The sequence below is a fragment of the Hymenobacter sp. BRD128 genome (genome assembly GCF_013256625.1).
Taxonomy (GTDB): domain Bacteria; phylum Bacteroidota; class Bacteroidia; order Cytophagales; family Hymenobacteraceae; genus Hymenobacter.
Genome location: NZ_CP053908.1, coordinates 598,557 through 622,228, shown reverse-complemented (window position 1 = coordinate 622,228; position 23,672 = coordinate 598,557). Strand labels below are relative to the sequence as shown.

General features: G+C 61.2%; 23 protein-coding genes. 5 read left to right on the top strand and 18 right to left on the bottom strand.

Going from position 1 to position 23,672, the window contains the following annotated elements; translation table 11 throughout:
• Positions 1-46: 46 nt before the first annotated feature.
• The 4 genes from GKZ68_RS02860 to GKZ68_RS02845 all read right to left on the bottom strand — a co-directional run bounded on the left by GKZ68_RS02860 (position 47) and on the right by GKZ68_RS02845 (position 4,162).
• Positions 47-1,225, bottom strand: coding sequence for a hypothetical protein (locus GKZ68_RS02860; protein WP_173110542.1), 1,179 nt, complete (start codon positions 1,223-1,225; stop codon positions 47-49).
• Between the two features lie 133 nt (positions 1,226-1,358).
• Entirely contained in the window at positions 1,359-2,663 is a 1,305-nt protein-coding gene (locus tag GKZ68_RS02855; protein ID WP_173110540.1) for an aspartyl protease family protein, read from the bottom strand.
• Positions 2,664-2,787: 124 nt separating this feature from the next.
• Entirely contained in the window at positions 2,788-3,855 is a 1,068-nt protein-coding gene (locus GKZ68_RS02850) for an o-succinylbenzoate synthase (RefSeq protein ID WP_173110538.1), read from the bottom strand.
• Between the two features lie 25 nt (positions 3,856-3,880).
• Positions 3,881-4,162: a KGG domain-containing protein gene (locus GKZ68_RS02845; RefSeq protein WP_173110536.1), complete on the bottom strand. Its 282-nt coding sequence runs from the start codon at positions 4,160-4,162 to the stop codon at positions 3,881-3,883.
• Between the two features lie 277 nt (positions 4,163-4,439).
• Between GKZ68_RS02845 and egtB the strand changes: the two genes are divergently transcribed.
• Positions 4,440-5,780: an ergothioneine biosynthesis protein EgtB gene (gene egtB / locus GKZ68_RS02840; protein WP_173110534.1), complete on the top strand. Its 1,341-nt coding sequence runs from the start codon at positions 4,440-4,442 to the stop codon at positions 5,778-5,780.
• 55 nt (positions 5,781-5,835) lie between these two features.
• Here egtB and GKZ68_RS02835 read toward each other — a convergent pair whose 3' ends face one another.
• The 3 genes from GKZ68_RS02835 to GKZ68_RS02825 form a co-directional block, all read right to left on the bottom strand.
• Positions 5,836-6,417, bottom strand: a complete 582-nt coding sequence (locus GKZ68_RS02835) for a TIGR00730 family Rossman fold protein (RefSeq protein ID WP_173110533.1) — start codon at positions 6,415-6,417, stop codon at positions 5,836-5,838.
• A 131-nt stretch (positions 6,418-6,548) separates the two neighbouring features.
• Positions 6,549-8,342: an arginine--tRNA ligase gene (argS, locus tag GKZ68_RS02830; protein ID WP_173110531.1), complete on the bottom strand. Its 1,794-nt coding sequence runs from the start codon at positions 8,340-8,342 to the stop codon at positions 6,549-6,551.
• Positions 8,343-8,448: 106 nt separating this feature from the next.
• Entirely contained in the window at positions 8,449-9,423 is a 975-nt protein-coding gene (locus GKZ68_RS02825) for an arginase (RefSeq protein WP_173110529.1), read from the bottom strand.
• A 226-nt stretch (positions 9,424-9,649) separates the two neighbouring features.
• Here GKZ68_RS02825 and GKZ68_RS02820 point away from each other — a divergent pair, with 226 nt between their 5' ends.
• Together GKZ68_RS02820 and GKZ68_RS02815 are read left to right on the top strand one after the other, a co-directional pair.
• Positions 9,650-11,065, top strand: coding sequence for an arginine decarboxylase (locus GKZ68_RS02820; protein ID WP_173110527.1), 1,416 nt, complete (start codon positions 9,650-9,652; stop codon positions 11,063-11,065).
• Positions 11,066-11,197: 132 nt separating this feature from the next.
• The gene (locus GKZ68_RS02815; RefSeq protein WP_173110525.1) at positions 11,198-11,344 is read left to right on the top strand and encodes a hypothetical protein; all 147 of its coding nucleotides are present in this window, start codon (positions 11,198-11,200) and stop codon (positions 11,342-11,344) included.
• Between the two features lie 107 nt (positions 11,345-11,451).
• Here GKZ68_RS02815 and GKZ68_RS02810 read toward each other — a convergent pair whose 3' ends face one another.
• Together GKZ68_RS02810 and GKZ68_RS02805 are read right to left on the bottom strand one after the other, a co-directional pair.
• Positions 11,452-12,138: an IS630 family transposase gene (locus tag GKZ68_RS02810; protein ID WP_302051990.1), complete on the bottom strand. Its 687-nt coding sequence runs from the start codon at positions 12,136-12,138 to the stop codon at positions 11,452-11,454.
• The gene (locus GKZ68_RS02805; protein WP_173110521.1) at positions 12,047-12,412 is read right to left on the bottom strand and encodes a helix-turn-helix domain-containing protein; all 366 of its coding nucleotides are present in this window, start codon (positions 12,410-12,412) and stop codon (positions 12,047-12,049) included. The genes GKZ68_RS02810 and GKZ68_RS02805 overlap by 92 nt, the downstream gene beginning before the upstream one ends.
• Positions 12,413-12,495: 83 nt before the next feature.
• On the opposite strand from GKZ68_RS02805, the gene GKZ68_RS02800 reads away from it, so the two are divergent.
• On the top strand, positions 12,496-13,140 hold the full coding sequence (locus GKZ68_RS02800) for a hypothetical protein (RefSeq protein ID WP_173110519.1): 645 nt from the start codon (positions 12,496-12,498) through the stop codon (positions 13,138-13,140).
• Between the two features lie 7 nt (positions 13,141-13,147).
• Here GKZ68_RS02800 and GKZ68_RS02795 read toward each other — a convergent pair whose 3' ends face one another.
• From GKZ68_RS02795 to GKZ68_RS02755, 9 genes are all read right to left on the bottom strand, one after another.
• A complete protein-coding gene (locus GKZ68_RS02795; RefSeq protein WP_173110517.1) occupies positions 13,148-15,553 on the bottom strand; it encodes a transglycosylase domain-containing protein in 2,406 nt (801 codons plus the stop codon).
• 45 nt (positions 15,554-15,598) lie between these two features.
• Entirely contained in the window at positions 15,599-16,045 is a 447-nt protein-coding gene (locus tag GKZ68_RS02790) for a hypothetical protein (protein WP_173110515.1), read from the bottom strand.
• Positions 16,046-16,078: 33 nt separating this feature from the next.
• On the bottom strand, positions 16,079-16,468 hold the full coding sequence (locus tag GKZ68_RS02785; RefSeq protein WP_173110514.1) for a hypothetical protein: 390 nt from the start codon (positions 16,466-16,468) through the stop codon (positions 16,079-16,081).
• A 127-nt stretch (positions 16,469-16,595) separates the two neighbouring features.
• A complete protein-coding gene (locus tag GKZ68_RS02780; RefSeq protein WP_173110513.1) occupies positions 16,596-17,399 on the bottom strand; it encodes a ferritin-like domain-containing protein in 804 nt (267 codons plus the stop codon).
• An 11-nt stretch (positions 17,400-17,410) separates the two neighbouring features.
• On the bottom strand, positions 17,411-17,761 hold the full coding sequence (locus GKZ68_RS02775; protein WP_173110511.1) for a hypothetical protein: 351 nt from the start codon (positions 17,759-17,761) through the stop codon (positions 17,411-17,413).
• A 105-nt stretch (positions 17,762-17,866) separates the two neighbouring features.
• Positions 17,867-19,324, bottom strand: a complete 1,458-nt coding sequence (locus tag GKZ68_RS02770; protein WP_173110509.1) for a radical SAM protein — start codon at positions 19,322-19,324, stop codon at positions 17,867-17,869.
• A 12-nt stretch (positions 19,325-19,336) separates the two neighbouring features.
• Positions 19,337-20,977: a DUF4173 domain-containing protein gene (locus tag GKZ68_RS02765; protein ID WP_173110507.1), complete on the bottom strand. Its 1,641-nt coding sequence runs from the start codon at positions 20,975-20,977 to the stop codon at positions 19,337-19,339.
• A 126-nt stretch (positions 20,978-21,103) separates the two neighbouring features.
• Entirely contained in the window at positions 21,104-21,397 is a 294-nt protein-coding gene (locus GKZ68_RS02760; RefSeq protein WP_173110505.1) for a transcriptional regulator, read from the bottom strand.
• A complete protein-coding gene (locus GKZ68_RS02755; protein ID WP_173110503.1) occupies positions 21,394-22,062 on the bottom strand; it encodes a hypothetical protein in 669 nt (222 codons plus the stop codon). Before GKZ68_RS02755 ends, GKZ68_RS02760 begins: the two co-directional genes overlap by 4 nt.
• Positions 22,063-22,902: 840 nt before the next feature.
• On the opposite strand from GKZ68_RS02755, the gene GKZ68_RS02750 reads away from it, so the two are divergent.
• Positions 22,903-23,670, top strand: coding sequence for a DUF4197 domain-containing protein (locus GKZ68_RS02750; RefSeq protein WP_173110501.1), 768 nt, complete (start codon positions 22,903-22,905; stop codon positions 23,668-23,670).
• Positions 23,671-23,672 lie beyond the last annotated feature (2 nt).

The following is a 23,672-nucleotide window of genomic DNA, read 5'->3' as shown; positions in this document are numbered from 1 at the left end:
CTTGCCGCAGGCCGATACTCGATGCCGGGGCTAGCCGGCGCATTGGCTACGCTTTGCGCAGGCGGGCCAGCTTGTTATCGCGGTAGCCTTTGATTGCCAGCGGAATCCAGCCCAGCACCGGAATAAAGTAGGCGAGCACCAGCGGATTGCGCCAGAGCATTTGCCAGAAAGCACCGGGCTGGTCGAGCTGCATGATAAAATCGCGCTCGCCCTTCTGCACGAAGCGGCGCTCAAACTCGGTGAACACGGCCGGCCAGGCGAAGGGCAGGAAAAAGGGAAAGTAGCGCCGGTTTTCCCGCATGCGCTGCCACAGCTCGCGCCAGCGGTACGGAAACTGGCCGTGGGCCAGCACGGCGGCGTCCAGCTCGGTCTGCATTCGCTGCCTGATTTGCTCGCTGATGGCCAGCAACTCGTCGCGGCTCAGCTCGTCGTGCTTTTTGGCGGTGTAGTCGGTGGGCCGGATGCGGCTGCCCATCACGTAGGTGAGCTGCGCGGGCAGGGCCAGGTAAAACGCCCAAGGCTGGATAATGACGAGCAGCAGCAGCAGGGTAATGGGCAAAAACGGGATGCCGATTTTCTTGGTCAGCCGGTTTATCCACTCAAAGCTGTAGGCGTAGGGATTGAGGTACTCGGCGTTGATGGTGTAAAACGGCATGATGTCGGTGCCGTGCATCAAACTCAGCCGCAACATGCTGGTAGCCAGCCGCTGGAGCTGGTACTTGCGGTTGAAGCCCTTGCCGATGCCGGGCACGCCCTCGGGGTAGAGCATGAGGTTGTGCTCCTGGTAGTACATCATGGTTTCGAAGTTGAGCGTGGTGGCATCGACGCTGCCGCACTTTTTCCAGAAATCCGTGATGAGGTAGGGGTTCATCAGCTTGGTAGCCGAGAGCATGGGGGCCGACAGCGGCCGCGGCAAATCGCGCAGGGTGCCGCGCGTGCGCAGCAGGTAGCGCCACAGGTGCGAGAGCGAAATAATGGCATCCCAGGGGAAAGCCATGCCCGAGTGGTTGGAGGCAAAAATGAGCGGCCGGCTAGGGTTGTTGCGCTGCGGAAACGGCTCGAAGCCCACTAGCCGCGACCGAAACCACACGCGGTCGAGCAGGTGCAGGATGTTGTCGTCGAGCGCCTGGGTAAACTCCGGCTGAAAGTAGTCGTGGTAAACGTGCTGATTGGCCCGAATGAGCGGCGGGGGAAGCGTATCGGGAGCGGCAGCAGCGGCAGACATTTAAGGCGGGAATGAGCGGCTGCGAAAGGTACTGCCGATGCAGTAATGTGCAGATGTGCTAATGTGGTAATTGTTTGTCGTCGCAAGTCTGGTAGCGCGATAACAACAATTAGCACATTAGCGCCTGATTACTTCATATCTGCCGCTTGAGCTTGACGCTGGCCGAGTACAGCTCGCCATTGGCGCGGCGCAGCAGCAGCAAGAGCACGCGGCCATCCTGCGAGTGCAGCATGTGATTTAAGTCAGTAATCGAGAAAAACTGCGTAGGAATGAGGTTGATGGCTACCAGCTCCTCCCCTTCGGCAATGCCGACCGAGGCCGCCGGCGAGTTGGGCGCCACGCGCAGCACCAGGTATTGCCGGTAGCTGGGGCCGGTAGCCAGCAGGTCGAGGCCGCACATATCGTGCTCGAAAGGCTCGCGCAGCGCGGCGGTGGGGCGCAGCAGCAGCTGGCCGTGGGGATAGTCGATAACGGTAGTGAAGCGCTTAAGCACCTCGTAGCCCAGGCTGCCGTGGCGCGCGCGCTCAGTACCGCTCAGGCGCTCGTGCACCTGCGTCGAATCGGGAAACGAGGTGAGCACCTGGGGCAGCTGATAGCGCCCGAGCTGCACGGCTGCCACCCGCCCCAGCGAGCCGCTCACGATGCCCGACAGCCCGCGGCCCAGGTCGGTGCGCAGGCGGTGGTCGGGCAGGCGCAGGCGGTGGTCGGCGGTAGTTTCGAGGCTAAGCGCGTGGCCGGCGCCGGTATCAATCAGCAGGCGCAGCGGCAACGGAGCCGTGCTTGGCGTGGCCCCCAGCTGCTGCACGCCCACTGTCACGTAGGCCTTATCGTGGAAAAACACCAGCGGCAGGCTAGCCCAGCGCCGGCCGCGCGGAGCCTTGTAGCGCGCCGGGGCAATGAGCACCAGCTCGTGCTGCTCGGGATGAAGCGCGACGACGAATGAGCGGAATAAATCGGCCCCGATAATGCCCTGCACGGGCATTCCCACGTAGCCCGACAGGTCGAGCACGTCATTGTTCAGCACCAGCCAAGTAGTAGTGGCCGCCGCCACTCCGGGTAAGCTTACGCGCACATTCGAAGCTTCGTAGGCCCGCAGGCCGCTATCGGCGCCGCCTACGCCCTGCATGTGGTACTCGGCGCCGTGCGCCAGGCCCAGCAAGTCGGCTAGCTGGGGGTTGGTGAGCAGGCTGGTAGCCACCCCGGTATCGAGCAGAAAATTATACGGCCCCTGCCCGTTGAGGCGCGCCGAGATAATTATCAGGTTGCGCGGCGACAGATACGGCACGTGCGCCTTGTGCCGGCCGGGCCGGGTAAAGACAAATAGGCCGCTGGCGGCTGGGCTTGGCTGCGCGCGGCCCTGGCTACCCAGCAGCAGCCCTAGCCCCACCAGCAGCGCCCCGCGCAGCCGGCCCCAACCAACTAAGAGCCTCGCTCGCATAACACCCGGCAAATCAGCCTGAGAAAGGCTAAATATACAACGGGTTACGAGCCGGCGCAAGGCCCGCCCCAGGGGCCAGCGCGCGCGCGGCGTGCGGCCATTTTCAGGGGCCGCGGGGCAGCTTTTACGGCTGCTCCCAGCGGCCGGCCGGGCTGTAGTGCAGCGCCCCGGCCCGGATGCTGAGCGGCGCCGCTAGGTTGTTAGCGTACAATTGCCCAGTGCCTAGGCCCTGGGCAAAATCACCCACCGCGTATTCGCCCGTGAGCTGGGCCACGGCATTGAGGCCGATATTGGACTCCAGGGCCGAGGTAATCCACCAGGCTGTGCCCCGCGCCTCGGCCAGGGCTATCCAGCGGCGGGTAGCGGCGTGGCCGCCCAGCAGCGTGGGCTTGAGCACGAGGTAGGGCGGGCGCACCGCATCGAGCAGCGCCTCCTGCTGGCTAGGGTCGGTGAGGCCAATCAGCTCTTCATCGAGGGCAATGGGCACCGGCGACTCGCGGCCGAGCTGCGCCAGCGCCGCCCACTGCCCGGCCGCAATGGGCTGCTCAATAGAATGGATGCCGAAGCTAGCCAGCTGCATCAGCCTGGCCAGGGCCTCGGCGGGTGCGAAGGCCCCGTTGGCATCGACGCGCAGCACGAGCTGGGCGGGGCTAGCCTCGGCCCGGATTTCGGCCAGCAGCGCCAGTTCGGTAGCCCAGTCGAGGCTGCCGATTTTCACTTTCAGGCAGGCGTAGCCCGCCGCCAGCTTCTGCCTTATCTGCTCGCGCATGAAGGCCGCGTCGCCCATCCACACCAGGCCATTGATGGGCAGGCCCGCCTGGCCCAGGCTAAACGCATTGGCATAGAGCTGATGCCGGCCGCCGCTGCTCCAGTCGAGCACGGCCGTTTCGAGGGCAAAGCGCAGCGCGGGCAGGCTAGCCGGCACCAGCGCGGCGGCTTCAGCCGCCGCCAGCGAATGGTACCTGGCCCGGTTGAACTGCTGGCAGAAGGCCTGAACAGTCGCCTCAAAATCAGGCCCGTAGTCGGGGCTAAGTCCGGCCAGCGGCGCGGCCTCGCCCCAGCCCACGCGGGCGGGGTCGGCAGCATCATTTAGCCCCAGGTAGTAGGCCACGTGCTCGGTGAGCGCCCCGCGCGAGGTGCGGGCCGGGAAATTGAAGCGCAGCACCCGCCGCTGGTAAGTGAGAGTCAGCATGGGGCAAAGGTGCAGCCGAAAGCAGCTAGCTGGCGTCGGCAGGCGGCTTTTTGGGCCCGCGGCGGCTGATGCTGCCGCCTTTGCGGCCGGCGGCACGGGCTTCTTCCGACGAGAAGCGGTGGCCCTTGCCGCTCTCGTGCGAGGCCCGGCCGCCCTCGCTGGCAATGCGCCGCTGCTGCTCGGGCGACATGGCCGCGAAGCCACGGCGGCTTTTTTCGCCTACCCGCCGGGCGGGGCGCTTCGGTAGCTTGAAAGTACCGTCAGGTAAAGAATTGAGGGCGGTGGAATCAACACCAATCGTAGTCATAAAAAGGCTAACTATGCGAGAAAATGCGGCGGCGCTAAAAGCCAATGCCATTGGCTAGTGCAAACTCTTTTAGTAAGCGGTAAATTCCGCAGCTACCAGAATTTTTCTCGCTTAAAATGCCCTGGCCGGCGCGGGCGCGCTGCCAGGCAATAATTAGCCACCACTCAGGCCCTTTAACCCAGCCCGCAAACTCGGGCAACCGGGCGAAAAAGTCGCAACCCTAAGCCGGTCGCCACGGTTAAACACTCGGCTCATTGGCCCAACTATTCTGCTTTTTATGGCTCTCGCTTCGGCATCCCTCCCTACCCTGGCTCTACCCGGCCACGCTACCCTGCCCGCGCACTACCGGGCCGTGCGGGCCCAGTCGGTGGCGCTGGTGCAGCCCCTGCTACCCGAGGATACGGTGGTGCAGCCCACCCTCGACGTGAGCCCGCCCAAGTGGCACCTGGCCCACACCACCTGGTTTTGGGAGACGTTCCTGCTCAAAAATTACCTGCCGGGCTACGAGGTGTTTCACCCCGAATACGCCTTTCTGTTTAATTCGTACTACAACTCGCTGGGCTCCAGGGTGAATCGGGCCGACCGCGGCACGCTCTCGCGCCCGCCCCTGGCCGATGTGTACCGCTACCGCGCCTACGTGGATGAGCACATGGCCACCCTGCTCGGCCAGCTAGCCGAGCTGCCCCCGGCAGCCACCGAGCTAGTCGAGCTGGGCCTGCACCACGAGCAGCAGCACCAGGAACTGCTGGCTACCGACATCAAGTACATCCTCAGCACCAACCCGCTAGCCCCCGGCTACCTGGAAAAGTCGGCGCTGCCTGCTGCACCGGCTACGGTCGAAGCGCCCGATTTTGCCAGCCCCGGCGGGCCGGCGCGGCCGGCGGCGTGGCTGCCGGTGCCAGGCGGCATCTACCCCATTGGGCATCAGCAGGCGGGCTTTTCGTTTGATAATGAACTGCCGGTGCACGAGGTACTGGTGGCGCCGTTTGAGCTGCAAAACCGGCTTGTGACGAACGGCGATTTTCTGCAGTTTATCGAGGACGGCGGCTACCGGCAGTTTCAATTCTGGCTGGGCGAGGGCTGGGACCTTGTAAACCGCGAAGGCTGGCTAGCCCCGCTCTATTGGTCGCAGGCCGCCGATGGGCTCTGGCTGCGCTACGGCCCCACCGGTCTGGCGCCGCTCAATCTGGCCGCGCCCGTGTCGCACATCAGCTTCTACGAGGCCGATGCCTACGCGCAATGGGCCGGCGCCCGCCTGCCCACCGAGGCCGAGTGGGAAACGGCCGCCCGCCATTTCCAGGCCACGCCGCAGGGCGGCAATTGGCTCGAAACCGGCCACTTCGACCCGCAGCCCCTGGCCGCCGAGGCCGACCCCAGCCAGTGCCACCAGCTGCTGGGCGACTGCTGGGAGTGGACGTACTCGGCCTACCACTCCTACCCCGGCTACCAGCGCGCCGCTGGCGCGCTGGGCGAGTACAATGGCAAGTTTATGCTGAACCAGCTCGTGCTGCGCGGCGGCTCGTGCGCCACGCCCGAGAGCCACATCCGCCTCACGTACCGCAATTTCTTCCACGCCGACAAGCGCTGGCAGTTCACGGGGTTGCGGCTGGCTAGGTAAAGTAGGTAATGAATAAAAGAACATCATGCTGCATGTACAGCAGCAAGCCAGTTCTTTAGCTCTTCTCCGGCGTCAGCCACTTTTCCAGGCGCAGGGGCTGGTAGGCCTGCAGGGCATCGAGCAGGGCGGCGGGGCTAGCGTTTTGCAGCATTTGGCCGCGGTTTTCTTTGCGCAGGAAGGCCTCGCCGCTCATGTGGTCGAGCAGGGCCAGCAGCGCGTTGTAAAAGCCCTGAGTATTGAGTAGGCCCACCGGCTTGCCGTGCAGGCCCAGCTGGCCCCAGGTCAGGACCTCAAATAGCTCTTCGAGCGTGCCAAAGCCGCCGGGCATGGCCACGAAGCCGTCGGCCAGGTCGGCCATGAGCAGCTTGCGCTGGTGCATGGTCTCAACCACGTGCAGCTCGGTGCAGCCCCGGTGGGCCAGCTCCTTATCGGCCAAGAAGCCGGGGATGACGCCGATAACCTTGCCGCCCTCGGCCAGCACCGCGTCGGCGATGGCGCCCATCAGGCCCACGCACCCGCCGCCGTACACGAGTGTGAGGCCGCGCCGAGCCAGTTCGCGGCCCATTTCCTGCGCCTGTTGGGTGTAAACTTCCTGGTTGCCGCTGCTAGAGCCGCAATACACTGCTACGCTTTTCATAAGGTACTAGCTATGAACACGTCCGTCAGGCTGAGCTTGCCGAAGCATCTCTACCGAACGACACCCTAGCGGTACGATAGAGATGCTTCGGCAAGCTCAGCATGACGGACGTATTTTATATTATTAAACAATTACATCCGCTCGGGCACGTCGATGCCTAGTAGGCCTAACGTGGTTTTGATGGTTTTGGCCGTTTTGGCCGAAAGGGCCACGCGGAAAGCTTTTTTCAGCGGGTCGGTTTCCTTCAAAATCGGCACTTCGGTGTAAAAGCGGTTGTAGCTCTTCGCCACATCGTAGGCGTACTGCGCCACCACGGCGGGCGAGAGCGCACGAGCCGCGTCGGCCACTACGCCTGCATAGCCAGCTAGCTGCTGTATCAGCTCGGCCTCGGCTGGGTGCAAGGCGCTTAGCTGGCTGAAATCAGCATCGGCGACCACGCCAGTGGCTTCTGCGTCGCGCCGGATTTTAGAAATCCGGGCGTAGCTATATTGAATAAATGGCCCCGTGTCGCCCTCCAGCCGCACCGACTCTTCGGGGTTGAAGAGCATGCGCTTTTTGGGGTCCACTTTCAGCAGGTAGTATTTCAGCGCGCCCAGGCCCAGCGTGTGGTAGAGCTGCTGCAATTCTTCCTCGCCGAGGCCTTCGGTTTTGCCTTTTTCGAGGGTGGCGGCCTTGGCGGCTTCCTCTACTTCGAGCACCAGCTCGTCGGCGTCTACTACGGTGCCTTCGCGGCTTTTCATCTTGCCGCTGGGCAGGTCCACCATGCCGTAGCTGAGGTGGTGAATGGCGTCGGCGTAGGGCTTGCCCAGCTTTTTGAGCGTGGCTTGCAGCACCTGCATGTGGTAGTTCTGCTCGTCGGCAATGACGTAGATGCTGCTGTCGTAGCCAAAATCCTGGTACTTCAGCTCGGCCGTGCCCAGGTCCTGGGTGATGTAGACGCTGGTGCCGTCGGCGCGCAGCAGCAACTTTTCGTCGAGGCCTTCAGCTTGTAAATCAACCCATACCGAGCCGTTTTCCTTTTTGAAAAACACGCCCTTGGCCAGCCCCTCTTCCACGCGCTCTTTGCCCAGCAGGTAGGTACCCGACTCGTAGTAGAACTTGTCGAAATCGACACCGATATTGGCGTAGGTGGCGTTGAAGCCGTCGTAGACCCAGCCGTTCATGCGATGCCAAAGGGCCATTACCTGCTCGTCGCCGGCTTCCCACTGCTGCAGCATTTGCTGGGCTTCGAGCATCAGCGGCGCTTGCTTTTTGGCGATGTCAGGGGCTACGCCCTCGGCTTCTAATTGCTTGATTTCCTCACGGTAGTGCTTCTCGAAGAGCACGTAGTACTTGCCGGCCAGGTGGTCGCCCTTAATACCGGCGCCCTCGGGCGTTTCGCCGTGGCCGAAGCGCTGGTAGGCAATCATCGACTTGCAGATGTGGATGCCGCGGTCGTTCACCAGGTTGGCCTTGGTGACGGTGGCGCCGGTGGCTTTCAGAATCTCGGCCACGCTGTAGCCCAAGAAGTTATTGCGCAAGTGGCCCAGGTGCAAGGGCTTGTTGGTGTTGGGCGACGAGTACTCGACCACCACGCGCTGCGGGCCGCCGGTGGGCACCGGCGCACCGGCGGGGCTAGCCAGCAGTTCGCCAAAAAGCTTGAGCCATTCGGCATCGGCGATTTCGAGGTTCAGAAAGCCCTTCACCACGTTGTAGCCGCGCACGGCGGGCTCGTGGACTTTCAGCCACTCGCCCAGGGCCTGGCCGATTTGCTCGGGACCTTTGCCAAACGCCTTGGTGAGCGGAAACGTGACGAGGGTGAAGCTGCCGGCAAAGTCCTTGCGCGTGGGCTGAAGCACGAGGCTGGCGGCGGGAATCTCCTGACTAAAAACGGCCTGGGCGGCCGCTTGCAGGGCAGTTTTGAGGGTTTGTTCTAGCTGTTGCACGCCGGCAAAGGTACGCAGGCTAGTAGCGGTCAGCTTTATACCAGGCCCCGAGCCTGCGTCAATCCGCCACCAATTCCCCTCGCTCTACACGCACGTACTCCTGCCCCTACCGGCTTACTACCTCATCCAGCCGCAGGCGGCGCTCGATGGCGGCGGTGGCTTTTTCCAGAATGTTGAAGGCATTCTGGGCCATCGTATTCTCGTTGTCGAGCGTGGGGTTGATTTCGCCCATCTCGAAGCATACCACGCGCTCGTTTTCGAGCAAATCCTGGCACAGGTTTTCGCCTTCGGAAAGATATAACCCCTCCTCTACCGGCGTGCCGGTGCCCTTGCTAAAGCTCGAATCGAGGCTATCCACGTCGAATGAAATGTACACCAAGTCGCAAAAGCGCAGGTGCTGGTAAATCTCGCGGGCTAGCTGGCGCGAGCCTTTCGCCTGAATCTCGGGCAGCCTTATCCACTTGATACCCAGGCGCTCGATAAGGGCTTCTTCTTCTGCTTCGGTGTCGCGCACGGCCACGTACACGAGGTGCTCGGGGCGCAGCTTGGGGCCGGGCTCGGCCAGGTTTTGGAGGCGGCGCCAGAAAAACTCGGTTTCAGCGTCGGGCTGGTTGTGCTGGCAGGGCAGGTTGTCTTCGCCCAGCGCGGCGGCCAGGGGCATGCCGTGCACGTTGCCGCTAGGGGTAGTGTAGGGCGAGTGAATGTCGGCGTGCGCATCTATCCAGATGACGCCCAGCGTTTTCTGCGGGTACGCGGCCTTGATGCCGGCAATGGTAGCGTTGGCGCTGCTGTGGTCGCCGCTCAGCACCAGCGGAAACTCGCCGAAGCGCAGCGTCTGCTCCACGGCGCTGGCCACGCCCTTCTGCACGGTGTAAATGGCGTCGATGTGCTTGGCAAATGGGAATGGAGTTGTATCGAACAGCACATGGTTGAGGTCGGGCACGGCCACCGAGTTGTAGCGCCGAAAATAGTCGGAGCCCTTGTTGAGGCAGGCAATGCGCAGGGCATCAATGCCCAGGCTGGCGCCGCGCGTGCCGGCCCCCAGCTCGGAGCGGACTTCCAGTAGCTTAATGCGTTTCATCAGAAGGAAAAGAAGTTGAACATGAGTGGCCTGCATCGTACCGCTAGCATCCCCCGTTGGGTGGACCCTAGCGAGCGCTGCCTTGCGGCGCCTGCGCGCCGTAGCCATGTCGCTTCCTTTCATCGGAAACCGATGCGAGCGTGGCCGGCTGGTTTCCGGCCCCCGGCGGTACTTTTGGTCCGCCGGCCCGTAAAGGTCGGAAATTATCGCCGTTTTTCCACCTTCGATGGATACTTACCAGGACCTCATTACCCAAACCTTCGATTTTCCGAACGCCGATTTTCAGGTTCGCGAAAACGAGCTGTTTTTTCACGACATCGACCTGATGGCCCTGGTCGAGAAGCACGGCACCCCGCTCCGCCTCACCTACTTACCCAAAATCAGCTCCCAGATTCAGCGGGCTAAGAAGTGGTTTGCCGACGGCATCGCCGCTACCGGCTACACCGGCTCGTATTCCTACGCCTACTGCACCAAGTCGTCGCACTTCCGCTTCGTGCTCGACGAGGCCCTGAAGAACGACGTGCACCTCGAAACCTCGTCGTGGTTCGACATCAGCATCATCCGCTCGCTCTACGAGCAGGGCAAGTTTGGCAAGGATAAGTACATCATTTGCAACGGGTTCAAGACGGCCGAGTACAAGCAGGAAATCTCCGACCTCATCAACGATGGCTTCGTCAACTGCCTGCCCATCCTCGACTCTCCCAACGAAATCGACTACTACCACGCCCACGTAAAAACCAAAACCAACCTGGGTTTGCGGCTGGCCTCCGACGAGGAGCCGCGCTTTCAGTTTTATACCTCGCGCCTGGGCATTCGCTACGCCGACGCGGTGCCGCTCTACGAGCAAAAAATCAAGGACGACCCGCGCTTTGAGCTCACCATGCTGCATTATTTCATCAGCACGGGCATCAAGGACACGTCGTATTACTGGTCGGAGCTAAGCCGTTTCATCCACAAGTACTGCGAACTGCGCAAAATCTGCCCCACGCTCCAGACCATTGACATTGGCGGCGGATTGCCCATCCAAACCTCGATTCAGCTGGAGTACGACTACCCGTACATGATTGCCGAAATCCTGCGCACCATCCAGCGCATCTGCGCCGAGGAAGGCGTGCCGGAGCCCAGCATCTTCACCGAGTTCGGCATCTTCACAGTGGGCGAAAGCGGAGCCACGATTTACTCGATTCTGGACGAGAAGCTGCAGAACGACAAGGAGTTGTGGTACATGATTGACGGCTCGTTCATCACCAACCTACCCGATACCTGGGCCCTCAACCAGCGCTTCATCATGCTAGCGCTCAATGGCTGGAACCGTCCCTACCGCAAAATCCAGCTCGGCGGCCTCACCTGCGACTCGCAAGACTACTACAACTCGGAAAAGCACATTTACCAGACCTTTCTGCCGCAGCTGCAAGTGCCGCGCAACCAGCCGGCTAGCACCGCGCCCATCTACGTAGGCTTCTTCCACACCGGCGCCTACCAGGAAAGTCTGAGCGGCTACGGCGGCATTAAGCACTGCCTCATTCCGGCGCCCAAGCACGTTATCCTCGACCGCGCCGAAGATGGCACACTTTCTGACTACGTCTTTGCCCCCAAGCAAGAGGCGAGCAGTATGCTCAAAATTCTGGGCTATGCTGAATAATAAATGAGCCAGTTTGGAGGTTAAGCAGGAAGAAAAGTATTATTCCCAGAAATCCTTCACTGGCGTAATCGTTTATGCCTCAAAGGCTTTATCTTTGAAATCTAACCGCGACTCTCTCAACCAATACCTTTTATGAAGAAGCTTCTTATCCTGGCCATTGGGGCCGCCACCCTCGGCCTCGGCGCTTGCAACCGCCAGACCTGCCCCGCCTATACCTCGGCCAAGCAGGCCGCCGCGCCGGTTACGGCCAGCACCGCCACGGCCGTAGAGCGCCTCTAGGCTAGCCCCAGTTTTTACGTGAAAGCGCCCGGTCTGCACTTGCGTGCGGGCCGGGCGCTTTTAAGTTTCTGAGAGCATAGTCAAACGACTTGTATATTATAGCGGATTCATGAACGGTGTACGTGATAGCCACAGTGATTAAACCACGCTTTCGCATCGGGGCCAGTAAGCCAGTCGATGGCGGTATGTAAGGCTTCTTCGAGCGCGTCGCGGGTCCGTGCCTGGGCGTGGCGCAGCTTGGTTTTGAGCTTGCTCCAGGCCTGCTCGATGGGGGTAAAGTCGGGCGAGTAGGGGGGCAGAAACAGCACTTCGATGCCGCGCCGGGCTAGCCACTCCCGCAGCCCGGTCAGGTGATGCACCCGCAGGTTGTCGAGGACCAGCACGTCCCCGCGCCGTAGCTGCGGGGCCAGGATGCGGCTGATATACAGGGCGAAGCTGCGCTGATTCAAGGCCCCTTCCAGCACCTGGACCCCGTGCAGCCCGTGCACGGACAAGGCGCCAATTAAGGTTAGGGAGCGGGCCGGGCGGCGCAACGGTACGGCCCCACTCACACGCTGGCCGGCCTGCGCCCGGCCATAGCGCCGCGTGTAGTCTAGGCGCAGGCCGGTCTCGTCCAGAAAATGAAAGCGGGCTACGTCGGGGCGTTGCGCGATAGCCGCGACGTGCGCGCTGCGCAAGGCGTGTACCCGGGGCGTATCGCGCTCAGTGGCGTGCAGGCTTTTTTTTACGTCGCCAGCCTTGTTCGTGTAGCACCCGCCAGACGGAGCCCCGGCTAACGGCTTGCCCGCGCTCAACCAGCAGGAGCGTCTGTAACTCGGCCAGGGTGGCATCGGGTTGGGCCGCCACCTGCTCCCCGAGCCAGGCCTGCGCCGCCGCATCCAGGCAGCGGGCCGGACCACCGCGGCCGGGCAGGGCGGCCAACTGCCCGCTTTGCCGCTGGCGACGCAGCAGCTTGCCGACGAAGGCCACACTCACGCAAAACCGGGCGGCGACGTGGGCTTGTCGCGCCCCGGGCTCGGCACACGCTTGCGCGATACGCTGCCGCAAATCAAGAGAATAGGCTTGCATACACCCGGTACGTAAACAGCTTTATAGTAGCTACACCGTTCTAGAATCCGCTATAGCTAGTGACTAAGTAATCGCCAGCAAAGATGATAACGCAAGAGCAAATTTCCTTGGTGCTAAAAGACCTGCCTGCTGAGTTCTCCATTGATGAGCTTATGAATAAGCTGACTCAAGTTGAAAACAACTCACGTACTACACTTTCGCAGGGGTTCTCACTTAATTATGATACTAGTGGAAACTTACTGCCTTATGGTATAACTAATTTAACAGCCGACGAATTTATTGAGGAGTTTTATATAAACCCATTAAATCAAAATAGATTAAGTACCACAAGGCAGCGTTTATCGCAAAGATTCATTTCATTTTTGGAATTCATTCCATTATTTCTATCACATGAATCGCATCCGTTACGCTTTAGGCTTTGGATGGGTGGTAGCTTCGTCTCAACAAAAGAACACCCAAGTGATATAGACGTAGTACTTTTCCTTGACGCAGAGGTATATCACGCCAATGAACACAATTCACATCGATTGCCATTCTTGTATGAGAACTGCAAAATGATGTTTGGTATTGACTTACATATCATAGCACTTCGAAGCAAAGAAGACCCTTTATTCTATCAATCAGAAACCGAAACTCAACACTGGAGAAGTTGCTTTAGTAAAGATAATAGCTCTGAGAAGCGCCCAAGAGGATTGATTCAAATTGACTGTGACTGTCTATTTGTATAATATATTATCAACGCACGCTGTCCTTGCCGCCCCGGTTCAGCTGGTCGAGCAGATTATCGGCCGCTAGGGTATCGATGGCCTCGCCGCGGCGTCGGCGCGGGGTTTCCTCGGTGTAGCACACGTACTTGCGGTTGATTTTGGTGGGCGGCTTGGGGAAGGGGCCATAGTCATACCCAAGCGCCTTGTCCTTATAAATGCTCTCCATGTAGCGGCCGAATACGGGCAGGGCCATGCGGCCGCCCTCGCCCTGCTGCGAGCGGAAAAAGTGAATGCTACGGTCTTCACCGCCCACCCACACGCCGCTCACGAGGTCTTTGGTGAGGCCCATGTACCAGCCGTCGGAGTAGTTGGAGGTGGTGCCGGTTTTGCCGCCAATCTGGTTGTCTTTGCGCCACAAATCCTGGAAATCCCAGAGGCCCTGTGAGGTGCCGCCCGGCTCCTCCATGCCGCCGCGCAGCATGTATGTCATCAGCCAGGCCGTTTCGGGCGAGATGGCGCGGCGTTGCACGGGGTCGAACTGCTGGATGACGTTGCCGTTGCGGTCCTCGATGCGGGTGATGATGCGCGGCTCGGAGCGGAAGCCATTGTTGAGGAAGGTAGCGTAGGCGTCCACCATTTCGTACACGCTCACGTCGCCGCCCGAGCCTAGCCCGATGCTGGGCACCCCGAGCAAGGGGCTGGTAATGCCCACTTTATGGGCGTAGTCGGCCACTTTGTTCCAGCCTACTTTCTCGGTGAGCTGGGCCGTGACGGAGTTGACCGAGCGGGCCATCGCGTAGCGCAGGGTCATGTTCATGCCCGTGTATTCGCGGGTCACGTTGTCGGGCTGCCACTCCATGGGCTTGCCGTTTTCAACGTACTTAATCGTCACGCGCTCGTCGCGAATGCGGTCGCAGGGCGAGTAGCCGTTATCCAGGGCCGTGAGGTACACGAAGGGCTTGAACGTGGAGCCGGCCTGACGTTTGCCCTGCTTCACGTGGTCGTACTGGAAGAAGCGGTAATCCAAGCCGCCCACCCAGGCCTTGATGGCGCCGGTGAAGGGGTCCATCGTCATCATGCCGGCCTGCAAAAAGTGCTTGTAGTAGGCCAGCGAGTCGAGCGGCGACATGACTAGGGTGGTATCGCCGTCATCCTTCTTCCAGGTAAATACCTTCATCGGGCGCTTGGCGTGCAGGGCCGAGTCGAGGCTAGCGGGGTGGCCCTGGTAGCGCGCGGCCAGGCTGTGGTAGCTCTGGGTGCGCTTCATCTGGGTTTCGATGAAGTCGGGGATTTCGTGGCCTTCTTCGTCTACCCAGGGGTTCTGGCCCTTGTTGCGCCAGAAGCTGTCGAACTGCTGTTGCAGTTGCTTCATGCGCTGGTGCACGGCCTGCTCGGCGTGGTCCTGCATTCGCGAGTCGATGCTAGTGTAGATGCGCAGGCCGTCGCGGTACATATCATAGCCGTGGGCCTCGCACCAGCGGTTCACCGCCTGGCTGATGGCGCCCCGAAAATACGTATCAGGGCCGTCGATATGCTTCTCAATCTGATAGTTAAGCACAATCGGCTCGGCCTGCAAGGCAGTTACTTCGGCAGGCTTGAGGGCGCCGGCCTGGCCTAGCCGCTGCAGCACCACGTTGCGACGGCGGCGCGAGGCAGCCGGGTGAAAGCGCGGGTTAAAGGCCGTGGGATTATTCAAGACCCCGATGAGCGTGGCGGCCTGCACGGGCGTGAGGCTATCGGGCGTGGTGCTGAAAAAGGTCTTGGCCGCCACCTTGATACCGAAGGCATTGGAGCCGTACTCCACCGTATTGAGGTACATCCGCAGGATTTCCTCCTTGGTGTAGCGCCGCTCCAGCTCCACGGCGGTTATCCACTCCTTGGTTTTGGCCACCAGCGTGCCCACGCCGGGAATGTGGCTGAGGCCGCCCTGATTTTCGCCCCGCCGGGTTTTGTACAAGTTCTTGGCCAGCTGCTGGCTGATGGTAGAGCCGCCGCGCTTATCGCCCCGCAGGCCATAGTAGACCGACGATAGCAGCGAGGGCGCGTCGATGCCCGAGTGCTTGTAGTAGCGCGCGTCTTCGGTGGCAATGAGGGCCTTCACCAGCCAAGGTGAAATCTGATTGAGCGGTACCGGCGAGCGGTTTTCGCGGAAGTAGCGCCCGATGAGTACGCCATCGGAGGTGAAGACCTGCGAAGCCTGCTCGACCTTGGGGTTTTCCAGCTCTTCCAAACTCGGCGACTTGCCGAAGAGGAACAGAAAATTGCTGCGCACCAGCAGCGGATACGCCAGAAAAACGCCCACACCGACAAAAAAGAGCGTCCAGGCCACGCGCACCAGGCGGCGGGTGCCCCGGCCGGGCCGCTTGAGGCGGGCCTGAACAGGGCGGGTGGGCTTGGAATGGGGGGTAGCAGGCGGAATTGTTTCGTCGGCCATGAACGGCAAGTCAGGAGCGGGGAGCGGCAAAGATACCAGCCAGCCCTAACGCAGCGCCGCACCCAACAGTGCCCGGCGCAGCCCGCGCCGCTCGCGGTAGCGCCGGAAGGTGATTTCGGCCAGGGCAGCCAGCGTAAATATTAGCCCCAGCCCCACGCTCCATTCGAGGTAATGCAGCTGCCGGGCGGTGGGCGCATCGTAGGCGTGCAGGTAGAGGCTGAGGCCCCACAGCTCATCGAGCAGCGTCAGAATCCAGATGCGCATTGCCGCCCGGCGCGGCAGCCGGCCCAGCACGATTACCCAGCGAAAGAGGTAGAGCACCAGCCCCGGAATGGCGGCCGGCGCCAACAGCGGCTGCGCCAGCAGCAGCGGCAGCCCTAGCAGAATAATAGTCAGGGTTTCTTTGAGTAGCTGCGCGGCCGCTAGCCCCCGGCCAAAGGCCGAAAGCTGCTTGGGCCTGGGCAGCGAGCGGGGGGTAGTAGGGCGGAGCATAGCAGCAGCGGTGAACCACTAGCAAGTTACGTCCTAGCGCCGCACTACCAAGCGCTGGGCCTGACACTGCCAGGTAAGCACAATGAGAATGAGGCCTTTCAGCGAATCAAGGAACAGATTATCGGGCCGGCCAAACTGCATATAAATACCTGCTCCGATACCTACCCACCACCAGCCCAGCAGGTAGCACAAGCCCGCATAGCCGGGCCGCCCCTGCCATACCCGCCCGAAGGCCAGCAGCGCCATCAAGCTCACGAAAAGTAAAAACCAGCCGGTGAGGTAGACCAAAAACCGGGTAGCCGGTCCGTACTGTACGCCAAATTTAGCCAAGGTGAAAGCCGGGGCGAAAAAAGCGCCACCCGCTAGGGCCAGTTCTAACCCAATAGCGGCTAATAGGACAATAAGCAGCAGGGTCCGGGGCATACAGCAGCAGGCTAGCGGGTGGAAAAGAGCCGAAACTTACGAGTTATTCGGCAAATTAACACGCTTAACTCCGACGCTTTACGCGAAAGCAAGCCTGAGCTTTGGTTGCACTAAACCCAGGCAAGGCTCAGCGCAACGCCCGAAGGTGCGGAGCTGGCCATTGCCAGGCGCCGGCCGGGCCGGCCGGGGCCGAGGCGATGGTAGCCGGTAGCCCGCCCCGCAGCAAGATGGGGCTATCGGGCCGCTGCATTTGCTCTACGCGAACGTATTCGTCGGCGATAGCCGACAAAAAGCTAACCAGCCCGTAGCCGCCGGCCCGGAAGGTGCGCCGGCTAGTCAGGTACACCATCAGGGCGGTGCCAGCCATGAGGCCCCGGTAGGCCTGGTGCCAGAGCCACTTACCCAGCCAGTGGCGATGGGGCGAAAGCTGCCGGATGGCCACGCAGTGAAAGGCCAGGTGCATTTCCTCATCGAGCAAGATGCGCCGGCAAATCTGCTGCAACAACCCCGAGTACGTGGCCCGAAACAGGGCGCGGTAGTAGATGGTCGCCACTACTTCAGCCGTGAGAATGACGCGCACCATGTGCACCAGCCCCAGCGGCCGCCCCAGGCTCCGAAACACGTCGTGCAGCCAGTGCGCGTGCAGGCGCGCAATGCCCTGGCGGTCCATAAACTGCCCGAGCATAGCGGCGTGGCCTTCTTCTTCCTGAATGAACAGGCGCATGGCCGCCGCGTAGTCGGCATCGCCGAGCTGCTCGGCCAGGGCCGCGAGGTGGTCGCCGCCGGTACCCTCGCCCCGCTGAAACGTTTGGAGGGAGGTGCGCACGGCGCGCAGCTCGGCGGGGCCGAGCTGGTGCGGGTCGTCCCAGGCGAGGTCGGCAAAGCGAGCGCGGTTGGCTTGAAAATAGGTATTGATGTCGGCGAAAGTCATATAAGTAAGTTTTAATCTTGGTCCGGCATACCGCCAGCAAAGGCGAGCATCACTAGCTCCAAAAGTGCCCAGATTATTTGCGTAGTTATCAGCATAATCAGCCACGCCACGACAACCCAGTTGATGGGCGAAAACCCAGCAACAGCCAGCACGGGCGATACCACAGCTTTCTTCCACACGACAGAGTAGGCAGGCGCAAAACTGACGGCGAGAAGAAGCAGCTTTAGCGGCTGATGCTCAGCAGAAAGCTTTTCACTATAGTAGGCCACGCTAGCCCAGCTAAGCAAGCAAACGGTCGTCCAGCACACGCTACTCAGCAGCCACTGCGCTGGCGTATGCGGCTGTGAAAATGGGTTACGCATAAAATTTTCTTAGCTCAGAAAGACAGATTGGGGGCTAGCGGGCCGCAGGCAAACGGCGCGAGCGAGATGCTTCGCAGGCTCAGCATGACCAGCAGGAAAAGGCGGCTATTGCAGCACTGGCAGCTTCAGCAGCAGTTCGGTATCGGCGGTTGCGGGGGTTAGCGGCGGGGCGCCGGGGCTAGCGGGCGGGTCGGTACCGCGCACTTTACTCAGGATGCCTTCGAGCAGGGGGCGCATGGCGTCGAGGTGGCGGAATTTTATTAGGAAATTCCAGAGCGGCTCAAATTTTTTCCAGCCGCCGGCGTAGGCGAAGTGCTTGAGCTGGTGACGCAGGGTGTCGTGCACGAGGCTAGCCCGCGTGATGTTGGTCCAGGAGTAGAAGTCGCGGTAGGCCTGGTCGTAGCCATTTTTGAGCTGGCGGGCGGTGAGGTGCGGGCCGGGCTGGCACACCACGGTGCGGGTGTCGTACTCGTTCCAGCGGCGGTGCAGTAGGCGGCCCTGGGTTTCCATCTGCTTGAAGAGCGCCGTGCCGGGGTAGGGCGTGGCAATGTGAAAGGTGGCTGTGGTAATCCCTTGATTCACCGCCCACTCCACGGTGCGGCGAAACACGTCGGGTCGGTCGTCATCGAGCCCGAACACGAAGCTGCCGTTAATCATGATGCCCAGGTCGTGCAGGCGCCGGATGGCCGCCGCGTAGTCGCGCCCCAGGTTCTGGGGCTTGTTGCTCGTTTTCAGGTTGACCGGGCTCAGCGTTTCAAACCCTACGAATAAGCTCCGCAAACCGGCCTGCGCCGCCTTTTCCAGCAAGCCGTTATCGCGCAAGATGCTGTCCACCGTAGCCGCGCCCTGAAACAGCCGGCCCATGCCGCGCATCCCCTCGAAGAGGCTAGCCGCGAAGCGCACGTTGCCCAGCAAATGGTCGTCGAGGAAGTAGAGGTGGCGGCCGGGCAGGCGGTTTATCTCGGCTAGGGCATCGTCCACGGGTTGGGTGTAAAACGACTTGCCCCCCTCAAAAAAGGCATCTTTGTAGCAGAAGTCGCAGTGGTGTGGGCAGCCGCGCGTCACGACTATCGAGTTGGGCACCAGGTAGCGCTCGCGCTTGATGAGGTCGCGCCGGATGGGCGGCACGCCCACCAGCGTGCGCCCGGCCCCCGACACGTAGCGCGGCCGGGGCCGCCCGTGCTGGAAATCGTGCAGAAACGCCGGAAACGTTTCCTCGCCCGGCCCCAGAAAAATGCTGTCGGCGTGCGGGGCCGCCTCCTCGGGCAGGCTTGTCACGTGCAGGCCGCCCAGGCACACGTAGGCGCCGCGGGCGCGGTAGTGGTCGGCCAGCGCGTAGGCGCGGTAGGCATTGGTGATGTAAACCTGGATGATAACCAGGTGCGGGGCATCGTGCAGGTGCAGCTTTTCCACGTGCTCGTCCTGCAGGTCCACCTCCCAATCGGGCGGCAGGTAGGCGGCCAGCGTGGCTAGCCCCAGCGGCGGAAACAGCGAGTACTTGATGGGCCGCCAGTACGGGTTGGTGGCCTCGGTGAGGGCGGGGAGGATGAATTTGACGCGCATGATTACAAGCTGTTAATTGGTTGCTACCCGCTGTTTTTGCAGCGCCCGGCTGCGTAGCTGCTGATAAGCCCGCCCGGCCGCACCGGTGCGGCCCTGCCAGTCGCGCTGCGGATATCCGGCTTGGAACTCGACTAGCCGGGCGCGCAGCTTGCGGTGCGCCGCCTCGCGGGTAATGGCGTGGAAATAGCCGTCGTCGCCTTCTTCCACCAGCTCTTTCGCCTGGTCAATCAGCTCTTCGCGGGCGGCCAGCACGGGCAGCACGCGGGGCGGCATGGTGAGCAGAAAGCCGATGTTGAGGCGTGTGAAGCGCGGCTGCAGGTTGTAGCGCGCAATCCAGCTTTCCCAGTTGCCGGCCGCTAGCCCCAGCAGCAGCGCGTAGGCCGCCCACGAGTTGAGCCGCACCAGGCTGAAGGCCGAGCGCCGCTGCCAGATTTTGAGCAGCACCGTGCCCAGCCCAAACAGCGTGAGCAGCAGAAACCCGTATACCCCGATGCGCTTGTAAGCCAGCTCGGTAGCCGCGATGTAGTAGTAGTTGCGCAAACCCACCGACACGGCCAGCACTGCGTTTTGCAGCACCCACAGCGTGGCGCCCCAGCGCAGCAGCGGCAGGCCGGGCCGGTAGAAATTGAGGTTGCGCCGGAAAAACCACAGCATGATGCCCGCCGCCAGTAGAATACTGAAAATCAGCACGTACGTGCCTTCGTGCACAAACTGCGTGAGGTCGAAGCCCGGCGCCGGCCGAAAGCCAAACCACAGCCAACGCACATCCACGATATTCACCACCAGCAGCAGGGCGTTGAGCAGGCACATGCTCACCACGGCCGCCAGCCACTCCTTGCGCAGGGCTAGCGCCCCCCGGTCGGAGTGCGAAAAATTGGGCCGCCGCACCGCAAACGAGGCTACGCCATCGCGCTGCCGCCGCACAAACTCCCCAAAGCGCGACTCGTAGTCGAGAAAAAAATGCACCGGCACGGCCACTAGCGCACCCACCGCCCCCACCCCGCACAACACCAAAAACAACAGGTGCGGCACCGAAATGGCGTCCAGCAACCGGGCCAGCCCTTTGCTTAAGGCGGCCCACACCCGCCCACTTAGCTCGGCATACTGCGGGTTGGCGTAGGCAAACAGCGCCTGAAATATCACTAGCGCCAGCAGCGGCAGGCCCAGTAGCCGGCCGTAGTACCAGCCCCGCCGCAATCGGCCACCCACGCCCTGTGGCACCCGCAAGCTACTCACTACTAATGCTATATTGGGCAGCACGCCCACCAGTGCCGTGCTCACCACCGAGCCCACCAGCCGCAACTGGGGCTGATTGACCAGCCCCACCAGCAGCAGGCCCGAGGCTAGCGCTGCCAGCTCGGCCGCACCCGAGCCATACCAGGCCACCAGCCCGCCGCTAGCCAGGCAACCCACCACGGCCACCCAGAAGGCCGCCGTGTGCCGCACCGGCGCGTAGCGCGGCAGCAGCGCCAGGTGAGCGCCCACCAAAAACACCAGGTACACCAGCACGTTCGGGCCGGCTGGCTCCTGCCAGAACAGGTAGTCGCCCAGCGCAGTAGCCGCCAGCAGCAGGCTGGCCAGGCGGGTCGGAATGCGGGTGGCGGGCGCGGTCACCACGGCGTTATTCGCGGGCCAGAAAGCAGTTAAATTCATGCTGAAAGAACTTTGTTTTTCAAAGTGATAAAAGCTAAAAAAAGCCGCTCCGGCTAAAAATCCCTGCGAACCGCAGGACAGCGCAGCCAAAAACTGCGCTCAACTACTGCGCGAAAAGCCGGATGCTCACCCCCGCAGCAGCTTTTCGAGCGCCGCCAGGTGCTCCTGAAACGCCTGCTTGCCTTCGGCGCTGGCGGTGTAGGTGGTATTAGGCTTCTTACCGATAAACTGTTTATTCACAACTACGTAGCCAGCTTTTTCAAGCGCAGCCACGTGCGAGGCCAGGTTGCCATCGGTGAGGTCGAGGCTGTCCTTCAAGTCATTAAAGCTCACCGATTCGTTGGCCAGCAGCACGGCCATCACGCCGAGGCGCACGCGGTGGTCGAAGGCTTTATTAAGGGTATGGATAGCGTACTTCACGGGGCGGTAAAGTTCGCCCCGGTTGGGCGTTCGTAGCGGTTATACATCAGCAGGCCGTAGCCGATGTGGCCCAGCCCAAAGCCCGCCCCGAAGAGCAATAACCCATAGCCGGGCAGCAGCAGCGCCACCAGGCCCAGCGCTACCAGCGTGATACCCAAGTATTTTACCTCATCCAGGGTATACTTGCTGCCGTTGAGCAAGGCCAGCCCGTAGAACACCAGCAGGCCCGGCACTACCAGCTCGGGCGCGCCGCTCAGAAAAAGCTTAAGGCAAAACAGCCCGCCTGCTACCAGCGGTATCAGCAAAGCCAGCACCAGGCGGCGGGCCGGGGCCGTCCAGGCCGAGCGCAGGCCGTCGCGCCGGGTGCGGCGCAAGGTGAAAAACGCCGCCACCAGTACCGCCGCGGCTATCATGGCCAAGGCTAGCCCCAGCAAAAACGGCAGCGCCGCCAGCCGCTCGCCCTCCGAGGTCTGGAATAGCCGGCGGAAGCCCTGCCCGCCGTATTCCTGCTGCAGATAGTAATGCCCGATGGCCGTGCCCGCCAGCGCTACCACGCCCGCTCCTACCCCACTCAGCCCGCTGAGGGAAATAAAGCGCGAACTGCGCTCCATAATGGCGCGGATTTCGGTGAGCTGGGCGAGCGGGTCTTGGGCAGCGGGCTTCATGCGGGGCGGTGAAGTACTTTGTGATGCAAAGCTACAATACGTAAAAGATATTTTTGCTGATAGTTGAAAAAAACAACTCATGCTGAAAGAAGGTAGCGCGTCGCCGCTAACTATTCTGCTGTAGCGGCATTTCAACTGGCACTTGTGGGTTGGATTCGCCGTTTGGAGCGGCTACGCAGTCCCTTTTATGGTTTATCAGTGTTGGCAGCAAAGGGGGCAGGTGTTACGGGAGCCCTTTTATGCCGACTACCGGGGGGAAGCGCTCATCCACGTGGCGGCTGAATACACCGGACTTAGCGTCATGCTTTTTCTGGCGGCTTTTTTTGTTGCTCTGGTCGGCAGTTGCTTGCGGTATCTTTTGTAGCTGCCTTAAGCCGCCGTGCCCACACTCGCATTGGCTTGATAGGCAAATCATTGGTTGTCTCTGAGCTATCCATAGTGCTACTCTCCATACCACCGTGGCCTATCGCGTACAACAGATTTGGTTGGAAGAGCATAAGTTACCAGTTGTTGCTTCTTTTTTTACTTAGCCTGCCGTGGTTAATTGCCACTGGACTAGCCTCACGCCGACTAGCAGCCTTGTTCTTGTTACCAGCTAAGAAGTAAGTCTGCCCTGATTGCACCAACCAGCGGCTAGGCCCGCATAATCTACCAAACGGCTAAAAATGCATTGCAACAGCCTTTTCTGGCTGATAAGCGAGGCAATTTTGCCGACGCCCTTTTGGGAAAGCGCATGAAAGTGGCGCATTTTCTGGCACAAGCTTTGGCTTAGCTACCGCTAATAAGCCAGAACTTTCCGCCTCGGCTTATTTCTTCCCGTTCTTTATTGCCTTACCTGCCATGAAAAATTATTCCTTTACCGTGTTGCTAGCCGCCGTGTTTGCGTTGCCAACTCAGGCCCAGACTATCAACATTCCAGGCCTGGGTGGCTTCAAGCTACCCACCAAAAAAACGACCACCACGACTACCACCACCACGACTACCGCCGTGAGTGGCCTCACCAATACGGAAGCGGCCAACGGCCTGAAGGAGGCGCTCATCCAGGGCATTTCGAAGGGCTCAGACCAGGCTTCGCAGGTCGATGGCTTCAACCTAAATAAGCTCATCCGCATCCCATTTCCGCCCGACGCGCAGAAGATGGCCAACACCCTGCGCAGCATCGGGCTGGGCAGCCAGGTCGATAAGTTTGAGCTGTCGCTGAACCGGGGTGCCGAAGATGCGGCCAAGAGCGCCAAGCCGATTTTTATTAACGCCATCAAGCAGCTGACGTTCAGCGACGTGTGGAATATCCTCACCGGCCAGAAAGATGCCGCTACGCAATACCTGAAGCGCACGACTACCTCGCAGCTCACCACGGCTTTCATGCCCATTATGCAGCAGAGCCTCGATAAGGTAGACGCCACCAGGTATTACAGCACGCTCAGCGCGACCTACAACAAGCTGCCGCTCGTGACGCCGGTGCAAACCGACCTCAACCAGTACGCCACCGGCAAGGCCATCGACGGGCTGTTTACGCTCATCGCGCAGGAGGAAGCCGATATTCGGGAAAACCCCGTGGCCCGCACTACCTCACTGCTGAAGAAAGTATTCGGCATCGGTGGCAAGTAAGT